This is a genomic window from Ruegeria sp. AF7, from assembly GCF_056541885.1.
The window spans coordinates 97,234-115,291 of record NZ_JBQFYX010000005.1; the positions used below are offsets into that span (position 1 = coordinate 97,234).

At 59.5% G+C, this 18,058-nt stretch carries 17 protein-coding genes; 14 read left to right on the forward strand and 3 right to left on the reverse strand.

The annotated features are described in order from the left end of the window. Position 1: 1 nt before the first annotated feature. Genes ACR0AP_RS11745 through radC form a run of 8 tightly spaced genes read left to right on the forward strand, consistent with a single transcriptional unit; the run spans position 2 to position 6,193 of the window. On the forward strand, positions 2-766 hold the full coding sequence (locus tag ACR0AP_RS11745) for a thiazole synthase (protein WP_480474355.1): 765 nt from the start codon (positions 2-4) through the stop codon (positions 764-766). Next, complete coding sequence (locus ACR0AP_RS11750) at positions 763-1,359, forward strand: thiamine phosphate synthase (RefSeq protein ID WP_480506886.1); 597 nt, start codon at positions 763-765, stop codon at positions 1,357-1,359. Before ACR0AP_RS11745 ends, ACR0AP_RS11750 begins: the two co-directional genes overlap by 4 nt. After that, positions 1,356-2,321, forward strand: a complete 966-nt coding sequence (locus ACR0AP_RS11755; RefSeq protein ID WP_480506887.1) for a HesA/MoeB/ThiF family protein — start codon at positions 1,356-1,358, stop codon at positions 2,319-2,321. The genes ACR0AP_RS11750 and ACR0AP_RS11755 overlap by 4 nt, the downstream gene beginning before the upstream one ends. An 18-nt stretch (positions 2,322-2,339) precedes the next feature. Next, positions 2,340-3,275 carry an ABC transporter substrate-binding protein gene (locus tag ACR0AP_RS11760; RefSeq protein ID WP_480506888.1) on the forward strand — a complete coding sequence of 312 codons (936 nt, stop codon included), beginning with the start codon at positions 2,340-2,342 and terminating at the stop codon, positions 3,273-3,275. Then, positions 3,272-3,946, forward strand: coding sequence for a thiaminase II (gene tenA / locus ACR0AP_RS11765; protein WP_480506889.1), 675 nt, complete (start codon positions 3,272-3,274; stop codon positions 3,944-3,946). The genes ACR0AP_RS11760 and tenA overlap by 4 nt, the downstream gene beginning before the upstream one ends. Continuing rightward, on the forward strand, positions 3,943-4,671 hold the full coding sequence (locus tag ACR0AP_RS11770) for an ABC transporter ATP-binding protein (protein WP_480506890.1): 729 nt from the start codon (positions 3,943-3,945) through the stop codon (positions 4,669-4,671). Before tenA ends, ACR0AP_RS11770 begins: the two co-directional genes overlap by 4 nt. Next, entirely contained in the window at positions 4,668-5,402 is a 735-nt protein-coding gene (locus ACR0AP_RS11775; protein ID WP_480486978.1) for an ABC transporter permease, read from the forward strand. The genes ACR0AP_RS11770 and ACR0AP_RS11775 overlap by 4 nt, the downstream gene beginning before the upstream one ends. Before the next feature lie 35 nt (positions 5,403-5,437). Then, a complete protein-coding gene (gene radC, locus ACR0AP_RS11780) occupies positions 5,438-6,193 on the forward strand; it encodes a RadC family protein (RefSeq protein WP_209506928.1) in 756 nt (251 codons plus the stop codon). A gap of 3 nt (positions 6,194-6,196) precedes the next feature. Here the strand turns inward: radC and ACR0AP_RS11785 are convergent, their stop codons facing one another. The 3 genes from ACR0AP_RS11785 to secA form a co-directional block, all read right to left on the reverse strand. Then, complete coding sequence (locus tag ACR0AP_RS11785) at positions 6,197-7,753, reverse strand: phosphate ABC transporter substrate-binding/OmpA family protein (protein WP_480506891.1); 1,557 nt, start codon at positions 7,751-7,753, stop codon at positions 6,197-6,199. 24 nt (positions 7,754-7,777) lie between these two features. Then, positions 7,778-8,695, reverse strand: a complete 918-nt coding sequence (locus tag ACR0AP_RS11790; protein WP_480506892.1) for a hypothetical protein — start codon at positions 8,693-8,695, stop codon at positions 7,778-7,780. A 100-nt stretch (positions 8,696-8,795) separates the two neighbouring features. Next, positions 8,796-11,513: a preprotein translocase subunit SecA gene (gene secA, locus ACR0AP_RS11795; RefSeq protein ID WP_480506893.1), complete on the reverse strand. Its 2,718-nt coding sequence runs from the start codon at positions 11,511-11,513 to the stop codon at positions 8,796-8,798. 177 nt (positions 11,514-11,690) lie between these two features. On the opposite strand from secA, the gene ACR0AP_RS11800 reads away from it, so the two are divergent. From ACR0AP_RS11800 to ACR0AP_RS11825, 6 genes are all read left to right on the forward strand, one after another. Further along, positions 11,691-12,539, forward strand: coding sequence for a peptidylprolyl isomerase (locus ACR0AP_RS11800; RefSeq protein WP_480482443.1), 849 nt, complete (start codon positions 11,691-11,693; stop codon positions 12,537-12,539). 5 nt (positions 12,540-12,544) lie between these two features. Then, positions 12,545-13,771 carry a bifunctional glutamate N-acetyltransferase/amino-acid acetyltransferase ArgJ gene (gene argJ, locus ACR0AP_RS11805; protein WP_480506894.1) on the forward strand — a complete coding sequence of 409 codons (1,227 nt, stop codon included), beginning with the start codon at positions 12,545-12,547 and terminating at the stop codon, positions 13,769-13,771. Continuing rightward, entirely contained in the window at positions 13,768-14,166 is a 399-nt protein-coding gene (gene mutT, locus ACR0AP_RS11810) for an 8-oxo-dGTP diphosphatase MutT (protein ID WP_267363933.1), read from the forward strand. The genes argJ and mutT overlap by 4 nt, the downstream gene beginning before the upstream one ends. A gap of 290 nt (positions 14,167-14,456) precedes the next feature. Then, positions 14,457-14,849 carry a hypothetical protein gene (locus ACR0AP_RS11815; RefSeq protein WP_480506895.1) on the forward strand — a complete coding sequence of 131 codons (393 nt, stop codon included), beginning with the start codon at positions 14,457-14,459 and terminating at the stop codon, positions 14,847-14,849. Positions 14,850-15,154: 305 nt separating this feature from the next. Beyond that, complete coding sequence (locus ACR0AP_RS11820) at positions 15,155-17,146, forward strand: AMP-binding protein (protein WP_480506896.1); 1,992 nt, start codon at positions 15,155-15,157, stop codon at positions 17,144-17,146. Between the two features lie 78 nt (positions 17,147-17,224). After that, positions 17,225-18,043: an ABC transporter ATP-binding protein gene (locus ACR0AP_RS11825; RefSeq protein WP_267363930.1), complete on the forward strand. Its 819-nt coding sequence runs from the start codon at positions 17,225-17,227 to the stop codon at positions 18,041-18,043. Positions 18,044-18,058: the final 15 nt, after the last annotated feature.

Genomic DNA, 18,058 nt, shown 5'->3' on the forward strand with positions numbered 1-18,058 from the left:
GATGCGAACGTTCTACGGCATCGAACTGCCGAACCCCTTGATGCTGGGCACCGCCCAATATCCCAGCCCCGCCATTCTGGAACAGGCCTTTCGCGAAAGCGGTGCGGCGGTTGCAACGGTATCGCTGCGGCGGGAATCCGGCGCGGGGCAGACATTCTGGCAGATGATCCGTGAACTGGGTGTACTGATCCTGCCAAATACGGCTGGCTGTCATACGGTGAAAGAGGCGGTGACCACAGCCCATATGGCGCGCGAAGTGTTTGATACCAAATGGATCAAGCTGGAACTGATTGGCCACACCGACAGTTTGCAGCCGGATGTGTTCCAGCTGGTCGAGGCCGCGCGCATCCTGACCGAAGACGGGTTTGAGGTGTTTCCCTACACCACCGATGATCTGATCGTGGGCGAACGCCTGCTCGAAGCGGGGTGCGAAGTGCTGATGCCGTGGGGGGCGCCTATCGGGTCCGGGCGCGGGCTGAACAACGAATACGCCCTGCGGTCGATGCGGGCCGAGTTCCCTGACACGCCGCTGGTGGTGGATGCCGGGATCGGCCTGCCCAGCCACGCGGCCCATGCGATGGAACTGGGTTATGATGCCGTTCTGCTGAACACCGCTGTGGCCCGTGCCGGTGACCCCGTTCTGATGGCCAAGGCGATGGCGCAGGCAATCCATGCCGGACAACTGGCCCATCAGGCAGACCCGATCGAGGCACGCGATATGGCCGAACCTTCGACCCCTGTTGTTGGAAAGGCCTTCCTGTCATGACGCTGGACCGTTTCTATCCGATCTTCGATCACGCGGACTGGCTGCGGCAGATGCTGCCCCTGGGTGTCAAACTGGTGCAGCTGCGTATCAAGGATCAGCCGGTTGAAGTGGTGCGCGATCAGATTGCCGCCTCGCGTGATCTGTGCCGCGACTACGGGGCGGTTCTGGTGATCAACGATTACTGGCAGCGGGCCATCGATCTGGGTTGTGACTGGGTTCATCTGGGGCAAGAGGATCTGGATGATGCTGACCTGAAAGCCATCCGAAAAGCGGGTCTAAAGCTGGGCGTTTCTACTCATGACGATGATGAGCTTGAACGGGTTCTGGCCATGGATCCCGATTACGTGGCGCTGGGTCCGGTCTATCCGACCATCCTGAAAAAGATGAAGTGGCATCAGCAGGGCCTGCCCCGCGTGACCGAATGGAAGGCGCGGGTTGGCGACATTCCTCTGGTCGGCATTGGCGGCATGAGCGTCGAGCGCGCAGCAGGGGTGCTGGCAGCCGGGGCCGACATCGTCTCGGCCGTCACGGACGTCACGCTGAACGCCGACCCCGAAGCGCGGGTGCGTGCTTGGATCGAGGTCACGAGATGAGCCGCTATGCCCGCCAAACGCTGCTGCCCGAGGTTGGGGCTGAAGGACAGGCCCGCCTGACTGCGGCCCGTGTTCTGGTGGTCGGCGCAGGTGGTCTGGCCGCGCCGCTGCTGCCGCTATTGGCCGGGGCCGGGGTGGGGCATATCACGATTGTCGATGGTGACATCGTCGATCTGTCGAACCTGCATCGCCAGACATTGTTTTCAGAAGAAGATTGCGGGCTGTCAAAAGCCGAACGCGCCGCTGACCGATGCCGTGCGTTGAATGCCGAAATCGATGTGATCGCCAGGAAACAGGCTCTAACAGGGGAAAATGCGCCCAATCTGGTGTCGCAGGCGGATATTATCCTGGATTGTGCCGACAGCTATGCGATCAGTTATATGCTGTCGGATACCTGTCTGGCACAAGGCAAGCCGCTGATCAGCGCCTCGGTACTGGGGCTTTCAGGTTATGTGGGCGGCTTATGCGGTGGCGCGCCTTCTCTGCGTGCCGTTTTCCCCGATGCACCGGATAGCGGCGCAAGCTGCGCCACGGCGGGTGTTCTGGGCCCCGTTGTCGGTGTGATCGGGTCCATGCAGGCGCAGATGGCGCTGAACCTGATCTTGCGGCTTGACCCATCACCCCTGGGGCAGATGGTGCAATATGATGCGCGAACCCTGCGCAGCGCCGGGTTTCGTTTTGATGACGCGCCGGAACCGAGCAGCTGTTTCCGCTTTCTCTCTGCCAGCCAGTTGCGAGACACGGACCAGATTGTCGAACTGCGTGACCCGAACGAAGCTCCGGTTCCGGCCCACCCGGATGCGACGCGCATTTCACCCGAAGAAGTACAAGATATAGACCCAAACAAGGGGAAACGCCTCGCCCTTTGCTGTGCCACCGGGCTGCGCGCATGGCGCGCTGCCGAGAAAATCCAACCGATTTGGCCGGGCGAGATTGTCCTCGTCGCGGCTTCAACCTCCTGAGAAAAGGAAACGTGAGATATGAAAAAGCTGATGACAGCCTTTGCCCTTCTGGCCGCCGCGCCAGCCTGGGCCGAAGACAAGATGACCGTCCTGCTGGACTGGTTTATCAACCCCGACCACGGGCCCATCATCGTGGCACAGGAAAACGGCTATTTCGCCGAGCAGGGATTGCAGGTCGAAGTCGTTGCCCCCGCTGACCCATCCGCACCGCCACGTCTGGTGGCCGCTGGTCAAGCGGATTTGGCAGTATCCTATCAGCCGCAACTGCATTTGCAGATTCACGAAGGGCTGCCGCTGAAACGGGTCGGCACGCTGGTCGCAACGCCCCTGAACTGCCTGCTGGTTCTGAAGGACGGCCCGATCAAATCGCCCGCTGACCTCAAGGGAAAGAAAATCGGCTTTTCCGTCGCCGGTGTGGAAGAGGCCATCCTCAGCACCGTGCTTGGCAAATACGACGTCGCGCTGGATGATGTTGAGATGATCAACGTGAATTTCTCACTCTCGCCCTCGCTGATGACCGGTCAGGTGGACGCGGTGATTGGCGCCTATCGCAACTTCGAACTGAACCAGATGGATATCGAAGGCCGCCCCGGCACCTGTTTCTATATCGAGGAAGAGGGCGTGCCGTCTTATGACGAACTGATCTATGTCGCCAACCCCGATACGATGGACAAAGACAAGATCGCCCGTTTCCTGGCCGCGACCGAAAAAGCGACTCAGTACATCGTCAACAACCCGGAAAAAAGCTGGGAGGTCTTCTCGGCCACCTCGCCCGAGTTGCGGGACGAACTGAACGCGCGCGCATGGGTCGACACTCTGCCGCGCTTTGCCCTGCGTCCCGCCGGGTTTGACGCTGGCCGTTATGCCCGGTTCGAGGCGTTCCTGAACGACAGCGGCATGATCGACACTGTCCTGCCCGTCAGCGACATAGCCATCGACGTCACCGCGCAATGAGCGATTATGGCAAAGCCTTTGCGCTGATGCGCGATGCGGCGCAGGGGCCGTGGCGGGATTACACCCGCCACGCTTTTGTCGAAGCCCTGAAAGACGGCACCCTGCCACGCCCGGCGTTCCTGCACTATCTGCGTCAGGATTACGTGTTCCTGATCCACTTCTCGCGCGCCTGGGCGCTGGCCGTGGTGAAATCGGAAACACATGCTGAAATGCTGGCGGCGTCGCGTACCGTGAACGGCCTGATCAGCGAAGAGATGAAGCTGCATATCGGTATTTGCGAAGCAGAAGGCATTTCGCAGTCCGATCTGTTTGCAACGCCTGAACGGCCCGAGAATCTGGCCTATACCCGCTTTGTTCTCGAGGCGGGCTATAGCGGTGATCTGCCGGATCTTCTGGCTGCACTTGCACCCTGCGTCATGGGATATGGTGAGATTGGCACCCGCCTGTCTGCAGAGGCAACATCCACATCCTATCGTGGCTGGATCGATACCTACGCGGACGAGGGCTATCAGAACGCCTGCACCGCCGTAGGCGAATTGCTGGATTCGGCTCTAACACGAAGGATTGGGGCGGATTTTCAATCGTCACCTCGCTGGGATCGTCTGTGCCGGACGTTCCGTACGGCGACGGAATTGGAGGTCAACTTCTGGCAGATGGGTCTGACCCCATGACCCCGGCGCCCGATCTGACCATCAGCGGTACAGCCACGATCGACGGCGCGACTTTGTTCGCGCCGCTGACCCTGACGCTTGACGCCGGGGCGTGGACCTGTCTGCTGGGTGGATCGGGTGTTGGAAAAACCACGGTCTTGCGGCTGATTGCGGGGCTGGAAACCGGGGCTGAATTCTCGGGCCGGATCACCGCCAGCGATGGCCAGCCGGTTTCGGACCGGGTTGCCTATATGGCGCAGGACGACCTTTTGCTGCCTTGGGCGAGTGTTGCGCAAAACGTCTCGTTGGGCGCGCGGCTGCGGGGCGAGAAAGTTGACGTTGACCGGCGTGACCGCCTGATCGAACGGATGCGGTTGCAGGACCATATGACCAAGAAACCGCCCGAGCTTTCGGGCGGGCAGCGTCAGCGCGTGGCGCTGGCCCGCACCCTGATGGAAGACCGGCCGATTGTGTTGCTGGATGAACCCTTTTCCGCCCTTGATGCCCGAACCCGTGCCGATATGCAGGATCTGGCCGCCGAGGCGCTAAGAGGCCGCACTGTCCTTCTGGTGACCCACGATCCGGGCGAGGCCGCGCGTCTGGGGCAATCCATCGTCGTCATGACACAGCACGGGCTGACGCCCTGCGACCCGCCGGTTGCTCCAGCCCCGCGCAGCGTGGATGATCTGCAGACGCTGGAAACACAAGGCGCGCTTTTGCGGCTGTTGCGGGAGGGCGGGGTATGAAGTCCCTCTCTGTTCTGGCAGCAACCCTGTTTGCCCTTGCCATCTGGCAGGGGATCGTGACCCTGACCGGATTGCCAAAATTCATCCTGCCCGGTCCCGCAGTGGTTGCCGAGACCTGGTGGCAGAACCGCTGGCTGATTGCAGAACACACCTGGATCACAGCCATCGAGGTCATTATCGGTCTTGCCTGCGGCACGCTGCTTGGCGTTGTCACCGCATTGCAGCTGGCCAATTCCCGTGTCGCACGGGTTCTGGTGCAGCCAATGCTGGTGTTCACTCAGGCCCTGCCGGTGTTTGCGCTGGCCCCGTTGCTGACCCTGTGGCTGGGCTATGGCCTGTTGTCCAAGGTCGCGATGGCGGTGCTGATCATCTATTTCCCGATCACGTCGTCCTTTTTTGACGGTTTGATGCGGACACCGCAGGGGTATCTGGACCTTGCGCGCACGATGCAGGCGGGCAAGCGCGCTGTGTTGTGGCACATCCGTATCCCTGCGGCGTTGCCGTCTTTGGCCTCGGGGATGCGGCTTGCGGCGGTGTATGCGCCGATCGGTGCCGTGATCGGCGAATGGGTCGGTTCATCGCAAGGTCTGGGATATCTGATGCTGCTGGCCAATGGCCGCGCCAAGACGGACCTGATGTTTGCGGCGATGCTGACGCTGGGCGTGTTTTCGATCCTTCTGCACATGATTGTCCGCCGCGCCACCGCGCGTATGGCAGGAGAGGCGCGTTAACCTTTCGGAAAGTGATTCTGCGACAGGGTAAACGCATGACACAGGACGCCTTTGCCGAAGCCCCCATGCTGTTTGATACGGACGAAGCGCCAGCGCAGCCGCTGCCGAATGGTCGGTTACCCTCCTACATCAAAGACCATCGCAAGCGGCTGCGCGAACGGTTCATGGCGGGCGGGTCAGCAGCGATCCCGGATTATGAGTTGCTGGAGCTGGTTTTGTTCCGGTCCATCCCGCGGCAGGATGTGAAACCATTGGCACGCGCATTGATGAATGCCTTTGGCGATTTCAACCGCGTGTTGACAGCGCCCGAAGAACGGCTGCGCCAGATCAAGGGCGTTGGTGATACGGTCATCACCGATCTGAAAATCCTCGAAGCCTGCGCGCATCGGATGGCACGGGCGCGGGTGATGCAACGGCACGTGATATCCAGCTGGGACGCGCTGCTGGATTACTGCCATACAACAATGGCGCATCGCGAGACCGAGCAATTTCGCGTTTTCTATCTGGATCGCAAGAATGTCCTGATCGCGGATGAGGAACAGGCCAAAGGCACCGTGGATCACGTGCCGGTCTATCCGCGCGAAGTGGCGAAACGGGCGTTGGAACTGAATGCCTCGGCCCTGATATTGGTGCACAACCATCCTTCGGGCGACCCAACGCCGTCACAGTCAGATATCGACATGACCAACCGCATTCAGGATGCCTGCTCCGCCCTGGGGCTGACCCTGCATGACCACCTGATCATCGGCAAATCGACCGAGCTCAGCTTTCGTTCCGAAGGGTATCTCTAGCGGCTACTGCACCCAAATCTCGACCCGCCGGTTGACCTTGCGGCCCCATTCGGTGTCATCGCAGGCCATGGGCATCGCTTCACCAAATCCTTCGGCGGTGACCGTGATACTATCAGGGATCGGGGCTTCAAGCGCGGCGATAACCGCGTTTCGCACGGTTTGCGCGCGCCGTAGGGCGATGCGGGCATTTGAAACGGCACCCCCGTCCCCATCGCTGAAGCCTGCAAACACCACCTTGCGCGCCTGCAACGTACCCGCGTCCAGCATTTGCGCCAGTTGCTGAATATTGGCGCGCGACTGCGCGTCCGGGCGGGACGATCCGGGTTCGAACCGGACCGACAGGGACAGGCGCGACAGCGGGCGCAAGGTCTCGATCATGCGTTGCAATTCCTCAAGCCCAACCTCAGTTCCACCAGTGACGACCGCATTGGCAAGCCGGTCCCCCTGCACGCCAACCGGCAGGGTTTCAGCCGATTGATCCACATATCCTGCGTCACGTATGGCCATCTGCGCCTCGGGGCTTTGGCTATAGGCCAGAAACTGCCGCGCAATCCGGGGCAGGCGACGTTCCGGCAGATACAGGAACATAGGCATATTCAGCGGGTAATCTTCGGTCTTGATCGACTGGCGGGTCGCGGCCAGCGGATGCCCGCACCCGCCGGTCAACGGCAAAGCGCGGGTGCCACGGGCCGATGCCTTGCTGGCGACCCCGATGGAAAACGGATCCTTTGCCACGGCCGCGGTCAGGTCATGTATGCGATTGTGGCGGATCGCCGTATCGGTCAGGTCCACACCGGCGGTTTTCAGAACCTGATCCTCGACCGCCTGCGCCAGACCCGACCCGGCCTCTGGCACATGCAGTGCAATAGGGGCATCCGGCCCACCCAGCTGTGCCCAGTTGCTGATCTCTCCGGACAGAATACGAGCCATATCTGCCAGAGAAACCTGCCGCATCACGCTGTCGGGGGCCACGACCGGGACCATGGCATCCAGTGCAATGACCCGCGACCGACGGGCGCGCTTCAGATCGCCCAACCCCGCAGCCTCGGCAGCCTCCCGCTCAGCCTCGCGCATCTCGCGCAGGGCCATCACGATATCCGCCCGGTCTGCGATCAGATCACTGAACCCGCGATCCGTGGTGCCCACGTCAAAGAAAAACCGTGCCAGCGCCGCCGCCCGACCTGCCTGATGCAGCTCGTAAACAAAGGTGTCCTCATCCACGCGGGCGGGAGTCGCGGTCAGGTCTTCCTGACGGGCAAAGCCGATGATCAGGGCGGGCAGCACCGTTTCCGCCATAACCGATGATCCGGAAAACTGCACTTCGGCGACGAAATCGATCAGGTTGGGGCAGGCGGGCCCCTCACAAGTGACGCCCGAGCCATCCACGGTCAACGTCCCGAATTGCGTATCGACGCGATAGAACTCACCGTCAAAGCTCAGCAGATTGCCGGTCACTTCGACCTTGCCATCATGCGAGGTCAGTGTGATGTCCTGCCCAAAAGCACCGGTCGCCACCGTCACGGAAAACAGCGCAGCCACCGCCACACGGAAAAATGTCATAAGAGGTTCAAGCCTGCCTGCGGATTACTTTGCCGCGATTGTCAGGTCTGAGAGCAGATTATTCAACACCAGAAACTCGCCTGCGCGCGAACAATCCGGCAGAGTCACGGACATGTCGCGCGACCGCAGGCGGCGGTCCGACAACAACTCCAGCGACTGCACGTTCAGCGTGTGGCCGCAATTTGCATCGGTCACTTCGGCCTCGACTGTCAGGTCAATCGTGCCGGATTGATCCGACGTACTGGCCGGGAAAGAATACACTTCGATATTCTGCGTCATACCGGAACCGGACTGACCCAGACGCATAACCTTACCGGCGCCTTCGGCAGATGCGTCATCCCAGACATGGCCATCCGCGCCATAGCTGGCACCAAATTCCAGCGCATGAATCTGCAACTCGGTATCACCCTGCCATTGCAAGACAACACGATCAAAACCGGCGATTTCAGGGACGTGAGTGGTGGCGACGGTGCCTGTTTCATCTTCGAAAGAAAACAGGAAGATCGCGTATTCCGAAAGGGCCGGGATCGCCATGTCCAGCGCGCCGCTGGCATCCGTCATCTGGCTAACAGTCAGGCCGCTATGGTGAATTTCTATCCGCTCATTCTTGTGGCACGGCGCTTTCAGCGACAGGTGCGCCAAGGCACCGGGCGCTGCTTTTGCGTGCGCGCTGATCCGGCAGTTCGATGTCTTGGGGGCAGTGGGTACAGCGCGGGGTGCCGGTGTCACATTGACCGGATCGGCATCTGACGCGGTGGCTGATGTCAGCACAATACTGTCTAGCCCCGACAGAATCGAAGACTGATCGGCAGCAGAGGCCACATCAATACCGTCCTGCGCGCGGTTCTGCTGCGCAGCTGGTCCGTTCTGCATCAGATAGCCTATGCCCAAGGCACAAGCGACCGTTCCGCACATGGTTACGTAGTTGCGAACTACAAACAAGACACCCTCCCCAGTTGAAGGAGCAGCTTGCACTCTTGCCACGAATCGCGGCCAATTTGTGGCCGCGAGACGGACTCATTGTGATCAGAGGGTGTTAACGTTAGGTCAATCTGCCGTGGCAGTGTTTGAACTTCTTGCCGGATCCGCAGGGGCACGGGTCGTTTCGCGACGGGTTACCCCAGGTTGACGGATCACTCTCGTCAAACCCCGGCAGCGCATCGCCTGACGCCGCAGCTTCGGCCTTGGCCTCGGCCTGACTCGCGGCCTTGTCCACGGCCTGCTGTGCCTGCGCTTGTTGCGCCGCCATCTGCGCCAGCATTTCCTTTTGCTCTTCTTCGGTCAGTGGACGCACGCGCGACAATTGCTGTGTCACGGTTTCCCGCAAACCGTCCAGCATGGATTCGAACAGCTGGAAGCTTTCGTTTTTGTATTCGTTCAGCGGATCGCGCTGGGCATAGCCGCGGAAACCCACGACCGAGCGCAGGTGCTCCAACGTCAGCAGATGCTCGCGCCATTTGCTGTCGATGGTCTGCAACAGAACCTGCTTTTCGATGTTGCGCATGTTTTCGGGACCAAAGGCAACCGCCTTCTGGGCCATCATCTCATCTGCGGCCTTGACCAGGCGCTCGCGCACCTGCTCGTCATCCACACCTTCTTCGGCAGCCCAGTCCTGAACCGGTGCATCGATGGTCAGCTTGTCCTTGATCGCCGCATGCAGACCGTCGGTATCCCACTGTTCCGCATAGGATTTCGGCGGCATGTATTCGTCAATCAGATCGTCGATCACCTGCTCGCGCATATCCGAGACGATCTCGGACAGGTCATTGGCCGACATGATCTCGCGACGCTGGCTAAAGATCACCTTGCGCTGATCGTTCATAACGTCGTCGAATTTCAGAACGTTCTTGCGCATGTCAAAGTTGCGGCCCTCGACCTTGGACTGCGCGCGTTCCAGCGACTTGTTCACCCACGGGTGAATGATCGCCTCGCCTTCTTTCATGCCCAGCGTGGTCAGCACCTTGTCCAACCTTTCCGAGCCAAAGATGCGCATCAGGTCGTCTTCAAGGCTCAGGTAGAACACGGTACGACCCGGATCGCCCTGACGGCCCGAACGGCCGCGCAGCTGGTTGTCGATGCGGCGGCTTTCGTGGCGTTCGGACGCCATCACGTAAAGGCCACCTGCGGCCAGAACCTTTTCTTTTTCTTCCGCGTGGCGCGCCTCTTCAGCTGCGCGCAGCTCCGACGGATCGGCCTCGGGCTTGTCCGCCATCGCTTGCAGCACCTTCATCTCGACATTGCCACCCAGCTGAATGTCGGTGCCGCGACCGGCCATGTTGGTGGCGATGGTCACCGCGCCCAGACGGCCGGCATCGGCGACGATCTGCGCCTCCTGCTCGTGCTGGCGGGCGTTCAGAACGTTATGGGCGATGCCTTCCTTGGTCAGCATCTGGCTCAGCAGTTCCGATTTCTCGATCGACGTGGTCCCCAGCAGAACCGGCTGGCCCTTTTCCTGGGCTTTCTTGGTCTCTTCGATCATCGCGCCATATTTTTCCATGGCGGTGCGATAGACCTGATCATCCTCGTCCACACGGGCAATCGGTTTGTTGGTCGGAACCTCGACCACGCCCAGGCCGTAAATCTCGGCAAATTCCTCTGCTTCGGTCAGGGCGGTCCCGGTCATGCCGCCCAGCTTGTCGTAAAGGCGGAAATAGTTCTGGAAGGTCACACTGGCCAGCGTCACGTTCTCAGGCTGAATCTGCACGTTTTCCTTGGCTTCGATGGCCTGATGCAGGCCCTCGGACAAGCGGCGGCCCGGCATCATGCGGCCCGTGAATTCGTCGATCAGAACAACATTGCCGTCGCGCACGATGTAATCCTTGTCGCGCTGGAACAGCTTGTGCGCGCGCAGACCCTGATTCACGTGATGCACAACGGTCGTGCTTTCCGGGTCATACAGCGAATGGCCTTCGGGAATCAGGCCGGCAGCCAACAGCTGCTGCTCCAGAAACTCGTTGCCCTCATCCGTGAAGGTCACGTTGCGGGCCTTTTCGTCCAGCGTGTAGTGTTCGTCGGTCAGACTCGGGATCAGCGCATCGATGGCGGTATACAGGTCCGAGCGGTCCTGTGCCGGACCCGAGATGATCAGCGGCGTCCGCGCCTCGTCGATCAGGATCGAATCGACCTCGTCCACAATCGCGAAATTGTGGTGCTTCTGGTAAACCTGCTCCAGATCGGCCTTCATGTTGTCGCGCAGATAGTCAAAACCCAGCTCGTTGTTGGTGGCATAGGTGATGTCGCAGGAATAGGCGGCCAGTTTTTCCGCGTCAGGCTGGCCCGACCAGATCACGCCTGTGGTCATGCCTACGGCAGCAAACACCTTGCCCATCCATTCCGCGTCGCGCTTGGCCAGGTATTCGTTCACCGTGACCACATGCACGCCCTTGCCGGTCAGCGCGTTCAGATAGGCAGGGAGGGTCGCGACCAGTGTCTTGCCCTCACCCGTCTTCATTTCCGAGATGTTACCCTGATGCAGGAAAACACCGCCCATCAGCTGCACGTCAAAGGCGCGCAGCCCCAGCGCGCGGCGGGCGCCTTCGCGCACGTTGGCAAAGGCTTCGGGCAGCAGATCGTCAAGGCTTTCGCCATCCAGCGCGCGTTTGCGCAGGTCTTCTGTCTTGTCGATCAGGCCCTGATCGGACAGTTTCTCGAACTCGGGTTCCAGCGCGTTGATCTTTTCGATCAGGGGGCGGGTCGCCTTGATCTTGCGGTCGTTCGGTGTTCCGAACACCTTTTTGGCGAGCGTTCCGAGTCCCAGCATGTTCACTCCAGCGGATCTGTTCTTGTCTTGGTTTTTGACAGGCTTGCCCACCTTGCGCGCAACCCATAGATACGGGGGGTGAAAGGCGGCCCTGTCCAAGGCTTCAAAGCGATGTAAGCGGCAGGTTCCAGAGTGTCAACGCTGCGCCCTGCCGCGGCAAGGAAATAGGATGATTCAATGCCCAAAGGCCTCACTTTTCTGCCATCGCTGGCTCTGACCGCCATGATGGCCTTGCCGCTGGCCGCTGAAACCCAGCCGGATGCATCCACTGTGGTGGCGCGTGTGAACGGGGATGAGATCACTTTGGGTCACGTGATCGCTACCGTTGCCGCCCTGCCGCCGCAGTACCAGCAGGCCGAAGATGATGTATTGTACGACTTCGTGCTGGAACAGCTGATCCAGCAGCAATTGCTGGGGCAACAGCAGGACGGGCTGAACAAACTGAACACGCTGCGGCTGAAAAATGAAGAACGCTCTCTTCTGGCGGTTCAGACCGTCACAGCCCTGACCGATACCGTTGTCACGGACGAGGCCATTCAGGCAGCCTACGACGCGCAGTACAACGATTTCGCGGGTGAAGACGAATTCGATGCCAGCCACATTCTGGTCGAGACCGAAGAACAGGCCAACGACCTCAAGGCGCAGCTTGATGACGGCGCCGATTTCGCCGAGCTCGCGCGCGCGCATTCCACCGGTCCGTCCGGCCCCAATGGCGGCGCGCTGGGCTGGTTCGGCAAGGGCCAGATGGTACCGGAATTCGAAACAGCCGTGGTCGCGCTTGAAAAAGGGCAGGTGTCCGACCCTGTTCAGACGCAGTTTGGCTGGCATGTGGTCAAGTTGAACGACAAGCGCAAAACCGAAGCGCCCGCGCTGGATGCCGTGCGCGAAGAGCTTGCACAGACCGTTCAGCAGGACGCCATTCAGGCGCGCATCGATGAACTGACACAGCAGGCACAGATCGACCGCCCCGCTTTGGAAGGTGCCGGACCCGAAGTCCTGCGCCAGCTGGACCTGATTCAGGAGTAATCCCCGTGGCCAAGATCACCAAGGTGTCGCCGCTGGCGCCAGCGTCCTTCCCTGATTTGCCTGCAATTGACGGTGTGCGGTTCGCCACCGTCGCGGCGGGCGTGCGATATCAGGGCCGCACCGATGTCATGCTGGCCGTGCTGGACCCGGGCACATCTGTGGCCGGGGTCTTTACCCGTTCAGCCACGCGTGCCGCGCCGGTTCTGGATTGTCAGGACAAGATCGGCGGGCCCAGCGATGGCCCGGCGGCGATCCTGGTGAATTCGGGTAATGCCAATGCCTTTACCGGGCATTATGGTCAGACCTCGGTGGCCGAGGTGACGCAGGCCATCTCGAAGGCGACAGGTGTTCCGGTCGAGCGGGTCTTTACCTCCTCAACCGGCGTCATCGGTGAGCCGCTGGCGCATGACCGCATCATTGCCAAGCTTGAAACGCTGAAGGCGGATCTCAGCCGTCACGCGATCGAAGACGCCGCACGCGCGATCATGACCACCGACACCTTCCCGAAAGGGGCCGTGGCGCAGGTCGAAATTGATGGCAAAACAGTCTCTATTGCGGGGATTGCCAAGGGGTCCGGCATGATTGCGCCAGATATGGCGACCATGCTGGTCTATATCTTCACCGACGCGCAGGTCGAACAATCGGCGTTGCAGGCGATGCTGGGGGCGCAGACAGACCGGACGTTCAACTGCATCACCGTGGACAGCGATACATCCACCTCGGACAGCCTGCTGCTGTGCGCCACCGGCGCTTCGGGTGTGGACGCCACCGGCAATGCGGCCTTCGCCGAGGCGCTGGAGGCTGTGATGCTGGATCTGGCCCAGCAAGTGGTGCGCGATGGCGAAGGTGCCACGAAATTCGTCGAAATCCGCGTGACAGGGGCCGCAACAGACGCTGACGCCAAGACCCATGGCCTTGCCATCGCCAACTCTCCGCTGGTCAAAACCGCCATCGCGGGCGAAGACCCGAACTGGGGTCGTATCGTCATGGCCATCGGCAAATCCGGTGCCGCGGCGGATCGCGACCTGCTGAGCATTTCCTTCGGCGACATACTTGTGGCCGAAAAGGGCTGGGTCAGCCCCGATTACAGCGAAGACGCCGCCGCCGCCTATATGAAAGGTCAGGATCTGGTCATCGCCGTAGATCTGGGTCTGGGCGCGGGCAAATCCACCGTCTGGACCTGCGATCTGACGCACGGATATATCGAGATCAACGCGGATTACCGCTCGTGAAAACCGTGTTGGTTTCAGCTGTCGCCCTGATCGACATCGAGGGCCGGGTGCTGTTGGCCCAACGCCCTGAGGGCAAATCCATGGCCGGGCTGTGGGAGTTTCCCGGCGGCAAGATCGAACCCGGCGAAACCCCCGAGGCCGCCCTGATCCGCGAATTGCACGAGGAGCTGGGCATCGACACCTGGGCCTCGTGCCTCGCCCCCCTGACCTTTGCCAGCCACAGCTATGATGATTTCCACCTGCTCATGCCGCTGTTCGCCTGCCGCAAATGGCAGGGTATCCCGCAGTCGAAAGAGGGGCAGGCGCTGAAATGGGTCCGCGCAAATGACCTGCGCAATTACCCCATGCCCGCAGCGGATGTGCCATTGATCCCGATTCTTCGGGATTGGTTGTAAGGGCTCAAGGGGCGTCGGGCGCAAACGGCCCGAATTTCAGCTTGGCGGATTTATTTGCCGATTTGTGGTAGTGTTCGAGTGCTTTCTCAACGGTGAAGGAGTACCTCGTTATGATTGCAAGTCGAGTTGGAAAGCTTTGGGTGCCCAGGATTGTTTTGATTTTGGCTTTTCTTATTTCAGCGGTTCATAGTGCCAAAGCAGATGATGCGAAGGCTTCGATAACGGTCATGATCGAAGAATAGGCCCGAATTGACCGCTACGTCGAACTCGATTTTGCGCGGCAGGATCTTTTGTTTCACCAGACAAGTACGATCCTGGCCCTATACGGTGATTACAAATCCTACACCAAATCGGATGGCACTCAGGCCAATGGCTCTGACATGACGCGCTTCAGAAATTGGGTCACTGAATACGTGCCCGCTGCCATTGTGGATTTCCGCCGAAAGTCCCAAAGAGACAAATCAATTTCAGAGGATGAGGCAAGCAAGGCGGAAGCCGCCGAAGCCCTGATGGAAGAGATGCTTTTGGCCGCAGGTGAAATCATTGAACTTTGCGACGCCAACAAGCCCTATGAGGCAAGTCTAGTTTACCGCGATAAGACAATGCCCTTGAACACGAAACTTTTAGGGTTGCTGTACACGTTGCGCTCAACATCTGTTGGTCGTTCTAAAAAGCAGCACTAAAAGCTAAGTATCAGTAACCGCGCCAACCTGCCGAAGGTCGTATTCTGTTTGCCGGTACGCCATCCCTGTTGAACACGGGACCTGTTTGGTATGGCAATAGCTTGGGACTATCGGGTTCCTCGTGACAGTCTGCATTTGTACATCTTGTACAAAACGTAACATCACCCCTCTGCACCTGTTACAATTCGTAAGAATTGAGAAAACATCAGGAAAAAGTTGACGCTGATCGTGCGGGTGTCCCAAATCGGGGCACTGGCATCCGGGGGCTTTCCCGGATCCGCCATTTCCGGCTTTGAGGAGGCCGGATGGGGAGGAGAAAAAGATTGGCTCAGACGCAGTCGGGCGCCGAAGGGTTGCATTCCCTTCCGGCGCTTCTACACCGCAACGCGACCCAGTTCGGGGATGCCCCGGCCTATCGGGAAAAAGAATTTGGGATCTGGCAATGCTGGACCTGGGCTGAAGCGGCCAAGGAAATTCGCGCGCTCGCTCTTGGATTTCTTGAAATTGGCGTTGAGCGCGGTGACCACATTGCCGTGGTCGGACGCAACCGGCCAGCACATTACTGGACCATGGTCGCGGCACAGATGGTCGGTGCAATTCCGGTGCCTCTGTATCAGGACGCAGTCGCCGAAGAGATGACCTATGTGATGGAGCATTGCGGCGCGAAATACGTCGTCTGCGGTGATCAGGAACAGGTCGACAAGGTCATCGAAATTCAGGAAAAAGTGCACCAGATCAAGCACATCCTCTATACCGACAAGCGAGGGATGCGGAAATACGACCACAGCCAGATGAACGCGCTGGAAGACCTCATGGCCGAAGGTCAGGCAGGACATCAGCGGTTTGATGCAGAGCTGGACAAGCGCATCTCTGAGATCACCTATAACGACACCTGCGTCATGCTTTATACCTCGGGCACAACGGGCAAGCCCAAGGGGGTGGTTCTGTCGAACCGCAACGTGATCGAAAGCGCCAAGAATTCAGCGATCTTCGACCATCTGACCCGCGATGAAGATATCCTCTCCTACCTACCAATGGCATGGGTTGGGGATTTCATCTTTTCCATCGGTCAGGCCTATTGGTGCGGGTTCTGCGTAAACTGCCCGGAAAGCGCCGACACGATGATGACCGATCTACGCGAAATCGGGCCGACCTATTTCTTCGCCCCGCCGCGCGTGTTTGAAAGCCAGCTGACCAATGTAATGATCCGGATGGAGGATGCGAGCAAGCTGAAGCAGCGCATGTTCCATCACTTCATGGCGCATGCCAAAAAGGTGGGTGGCAAGTTGCTGGATGGCAAACCCGTCGGCTTTGGCGACCGGATGAAATACGCGCTGGGTAACCTGCTGGTCTATGGGCCGCTCAAGGATACGCTGGGTTATGGCCGGTTCCGGGTTGGCTATACAGCGGGTGAAGCGATCGGACCGGAAATCTTTGATTTCTATCGATCTTTGGGCATCAACCTGAAACAGCTTTATGGTCAGACCGAAGCAACCGTTTTCATCACCGTACAGCCGGATGGCGAGGTTCGGGCCGATACGGTTGGCGTGCCCGCGCCGGATGTCGAGATCAGGATCGACGACAAGGGCGAGATCCACTACCGCTCGCCCGGCGTGTTTGTCGAATATTACAACAACCCGGATTCCACGGCATCGACCAAAGATGCCGAAGGCTGGGTGGCAACGGGTGATGCCGGATTTATCGAGGAAAGCAGCGGCCATCTGCGGATCATCGACCGCGCCAAGGACGTGGGCAAAATGGCAGACGGGTCCATGTTCGCGCCGAAATATGTCGAGAACAAGCTGAAATTCTACCCCGATATTCTCGAGGTCGTTCTGTTCGGAAACGGCAAGGACCGCTGCGTGGCGTTCATCAATATCGACCTGACAGCGGTCGGCAACTGGGCGGAACGCAACAACGTGGCCTATGCGTCCTATCAGGAACTGGCCGGGCATCCGCGTGTGTTAGAGACGATCAAGGCGCATGTGGAAGAGGTCAACAAATCGGTAGCAGCTGATGAAATGCTGTCCGGTTGCCAGGTGCATCGCTTTGTCGTTCTGCACAAAGAACTGGACGCTGATGATGGTGAGATGACGCGCACCCGGAAAGTGCGGCGTGGGTTTGTCGAAGAGAAGTTCCACGACATCATTGCGGCGCTTTATGACGGGTCCGAAAGCGTGTCGACCACGACCGAAGTGACCTATGAAGATGGGCGCAAGGGATCGATCAGCGCGACGCTGAAAATCGTGGATGCGCCGGTTGTACCGGGTGCGCAGCACAAGGTGGCAGCGGAATGAGGGCCGCCATTGCACCGCTAGACCTGCGGCCATCGCCACGCCCGCCATCCCGTTTATGCGCAAGTCAGGGAGTGACTGATGCTGGATAACGCCGAAGGATATGTCACCGAAGACGGTCGCAAGATCGGCGGCGTGGTGATGGAAATGAAGAACATCACCCTGCGCTTTGGCGGCGTCGTGGCGATCAAGGACATCTCGTTCGATATTCGCGAAGGCGAAATTCGCGCCATCATCGGGCCGAACGGGGCCGGAAAATCATCCATGCTGAACGTTATCTCGGGGTTCTATGTCCCGCAGGAAGGCGAGGTCTGGTTCCACGGATCAAAACGCCCAGCGATGCGGCCCTTTGAGGTGGCGCAGCAGGGGATCGCGCGGACGTTCCAGAACATCGCCCTGTTCGAAGGGATGAGCGTTTTGGACAACGTCATGACCGGGCGTTTGAATTTCATGCAGACCAACATCTTCCAGCAGGCCTGGTGGAAGGGAAAGGCCGAGGCGGAAGAGGTTGAAAACCGTGAGGCGGTCGAGAAGATCATCGATTTCCTTGAAATCCAGCACATCCGCAAGACGCCCGTTGCGCGCCTGCCTTATGGCCTGAAAAAACGCGTCGAACTGGCCCGCGCACTGGCGGCAGAACCAAAGCTCTTGCTGCTGGATGAACCGATGGCGGGCATGAATGTCGAAGAGAAAGAGGACATGAGCCGCTTTATCCTCGATGTGAATGACGAATTCGGCACCACCATCGCCCTGATCGAACACGATATGGGCGTGGTGATGGACCTGAGCGACCGCGTGGTCGTGATGGATTACGGAAAAAAGATTGGTGACGGTACACCCGACGAGGTGCGCAACAATCAGGAAGTCATCGACGCCTATCTGGGGGTCAGCCATGACTGAGACCAAAGCAGATAT

Excerpts from the sequence above, each read along its gene's own strand:
- ACR0AP_RS11745 (WP_480474355.1), top strand. The coding sequence starts at position 2 with ATGCGAACGTTCTACGGCATCGAACTGCCGAACCCCTTGATGCTGGGC.
- ACR0AP_RS11750 (WP_480506886.1), top strand. The coding sequence starts at position 763 with ATGACGCTGGACCGTTTCTATCCGATCTTCGATCACGCGGACTGGCTG.
- ACR0AP_RS11755 (WP_480506887.1), top strand. The coding sequence starts at position 1,356 with ATGAGCCGCTATGCCCGCCAAACGCTGCTGCCCGAGGTTGGGGCTGAA.
- ACR0AP_RS11760 (WP_480506888.1), top strand. The coding sequence starts at position 2,340 with ATGAAAAAGCTGATGACAGCCTTTGCCCTTCTGGCCGCCGCGCCAGCC.
- tenA (WP_480506889.1), top strand. The coding sequence starts at position 3,272 with ATGAGCGATTATGGCAAAGCCTTTGCGCTGATGCGCGATGCGGCGCAG.
- ACR0AP_RS11770 (WP_480506890.1), top strand. The coding sequence starts at position 3,943 with ATGACCCCGGCGCCCGATCTGACCATCAGCGGTACAGCCACGATCGAC.
- ACR0AP_RS11775 (WP_480486978.1), top strand. The coding sequence starts at position 4,668 with ATGAAGTCCCTCTCTGTTCTGGCAGCAACCCTGTTTGCCCTTGCCATC.
- radC (WP_209506928.1), top strand. The coding sequence starts at position 5,438 with ATGACACAGGACGCCTTTGCCGAAGCCCCCATGCTGTTTGATACGGAC.
- ACR0AP_RS11785 (WP_480506891.1), bottom strand. The coding sequence starts at position 7,753 with ATGACATTTTTCCGTGTGGCGGTGGCTGCGCTGTTTTCCGTGACGGTG.
- secA (WP_480506893.1), bottom strand. The coding sequence starts at position 11,513 with ATGCTGGGACTCGGAACGCTCGCCAAAAAGGTGTTCGGAACACCGAAC.
- ACR0AP_RS11800 (WP_480482443.1), top strand. The coding sequence starts at position 11,691 with ATGCCCAAAGGCCTCACTTTTCTGCCATCGCTGGCTCTGACCGCCATG.
- ACR0AP_RS11820 (WP_480506896.1), top strand. The coding sequence starts at position 15,155 with ATGGGGAGGAGAAAAAGATTGGCTCAGACGCAGTCGGGCGCCGAAGGG.
- ACR0AP_RS11825 (WP_267363930.1), top strand. The coding sequence starts at position 17,225 with ATGCTGGATAACGCCGAAGGATATGTCACCGAAGACGGTCGCAAGATC.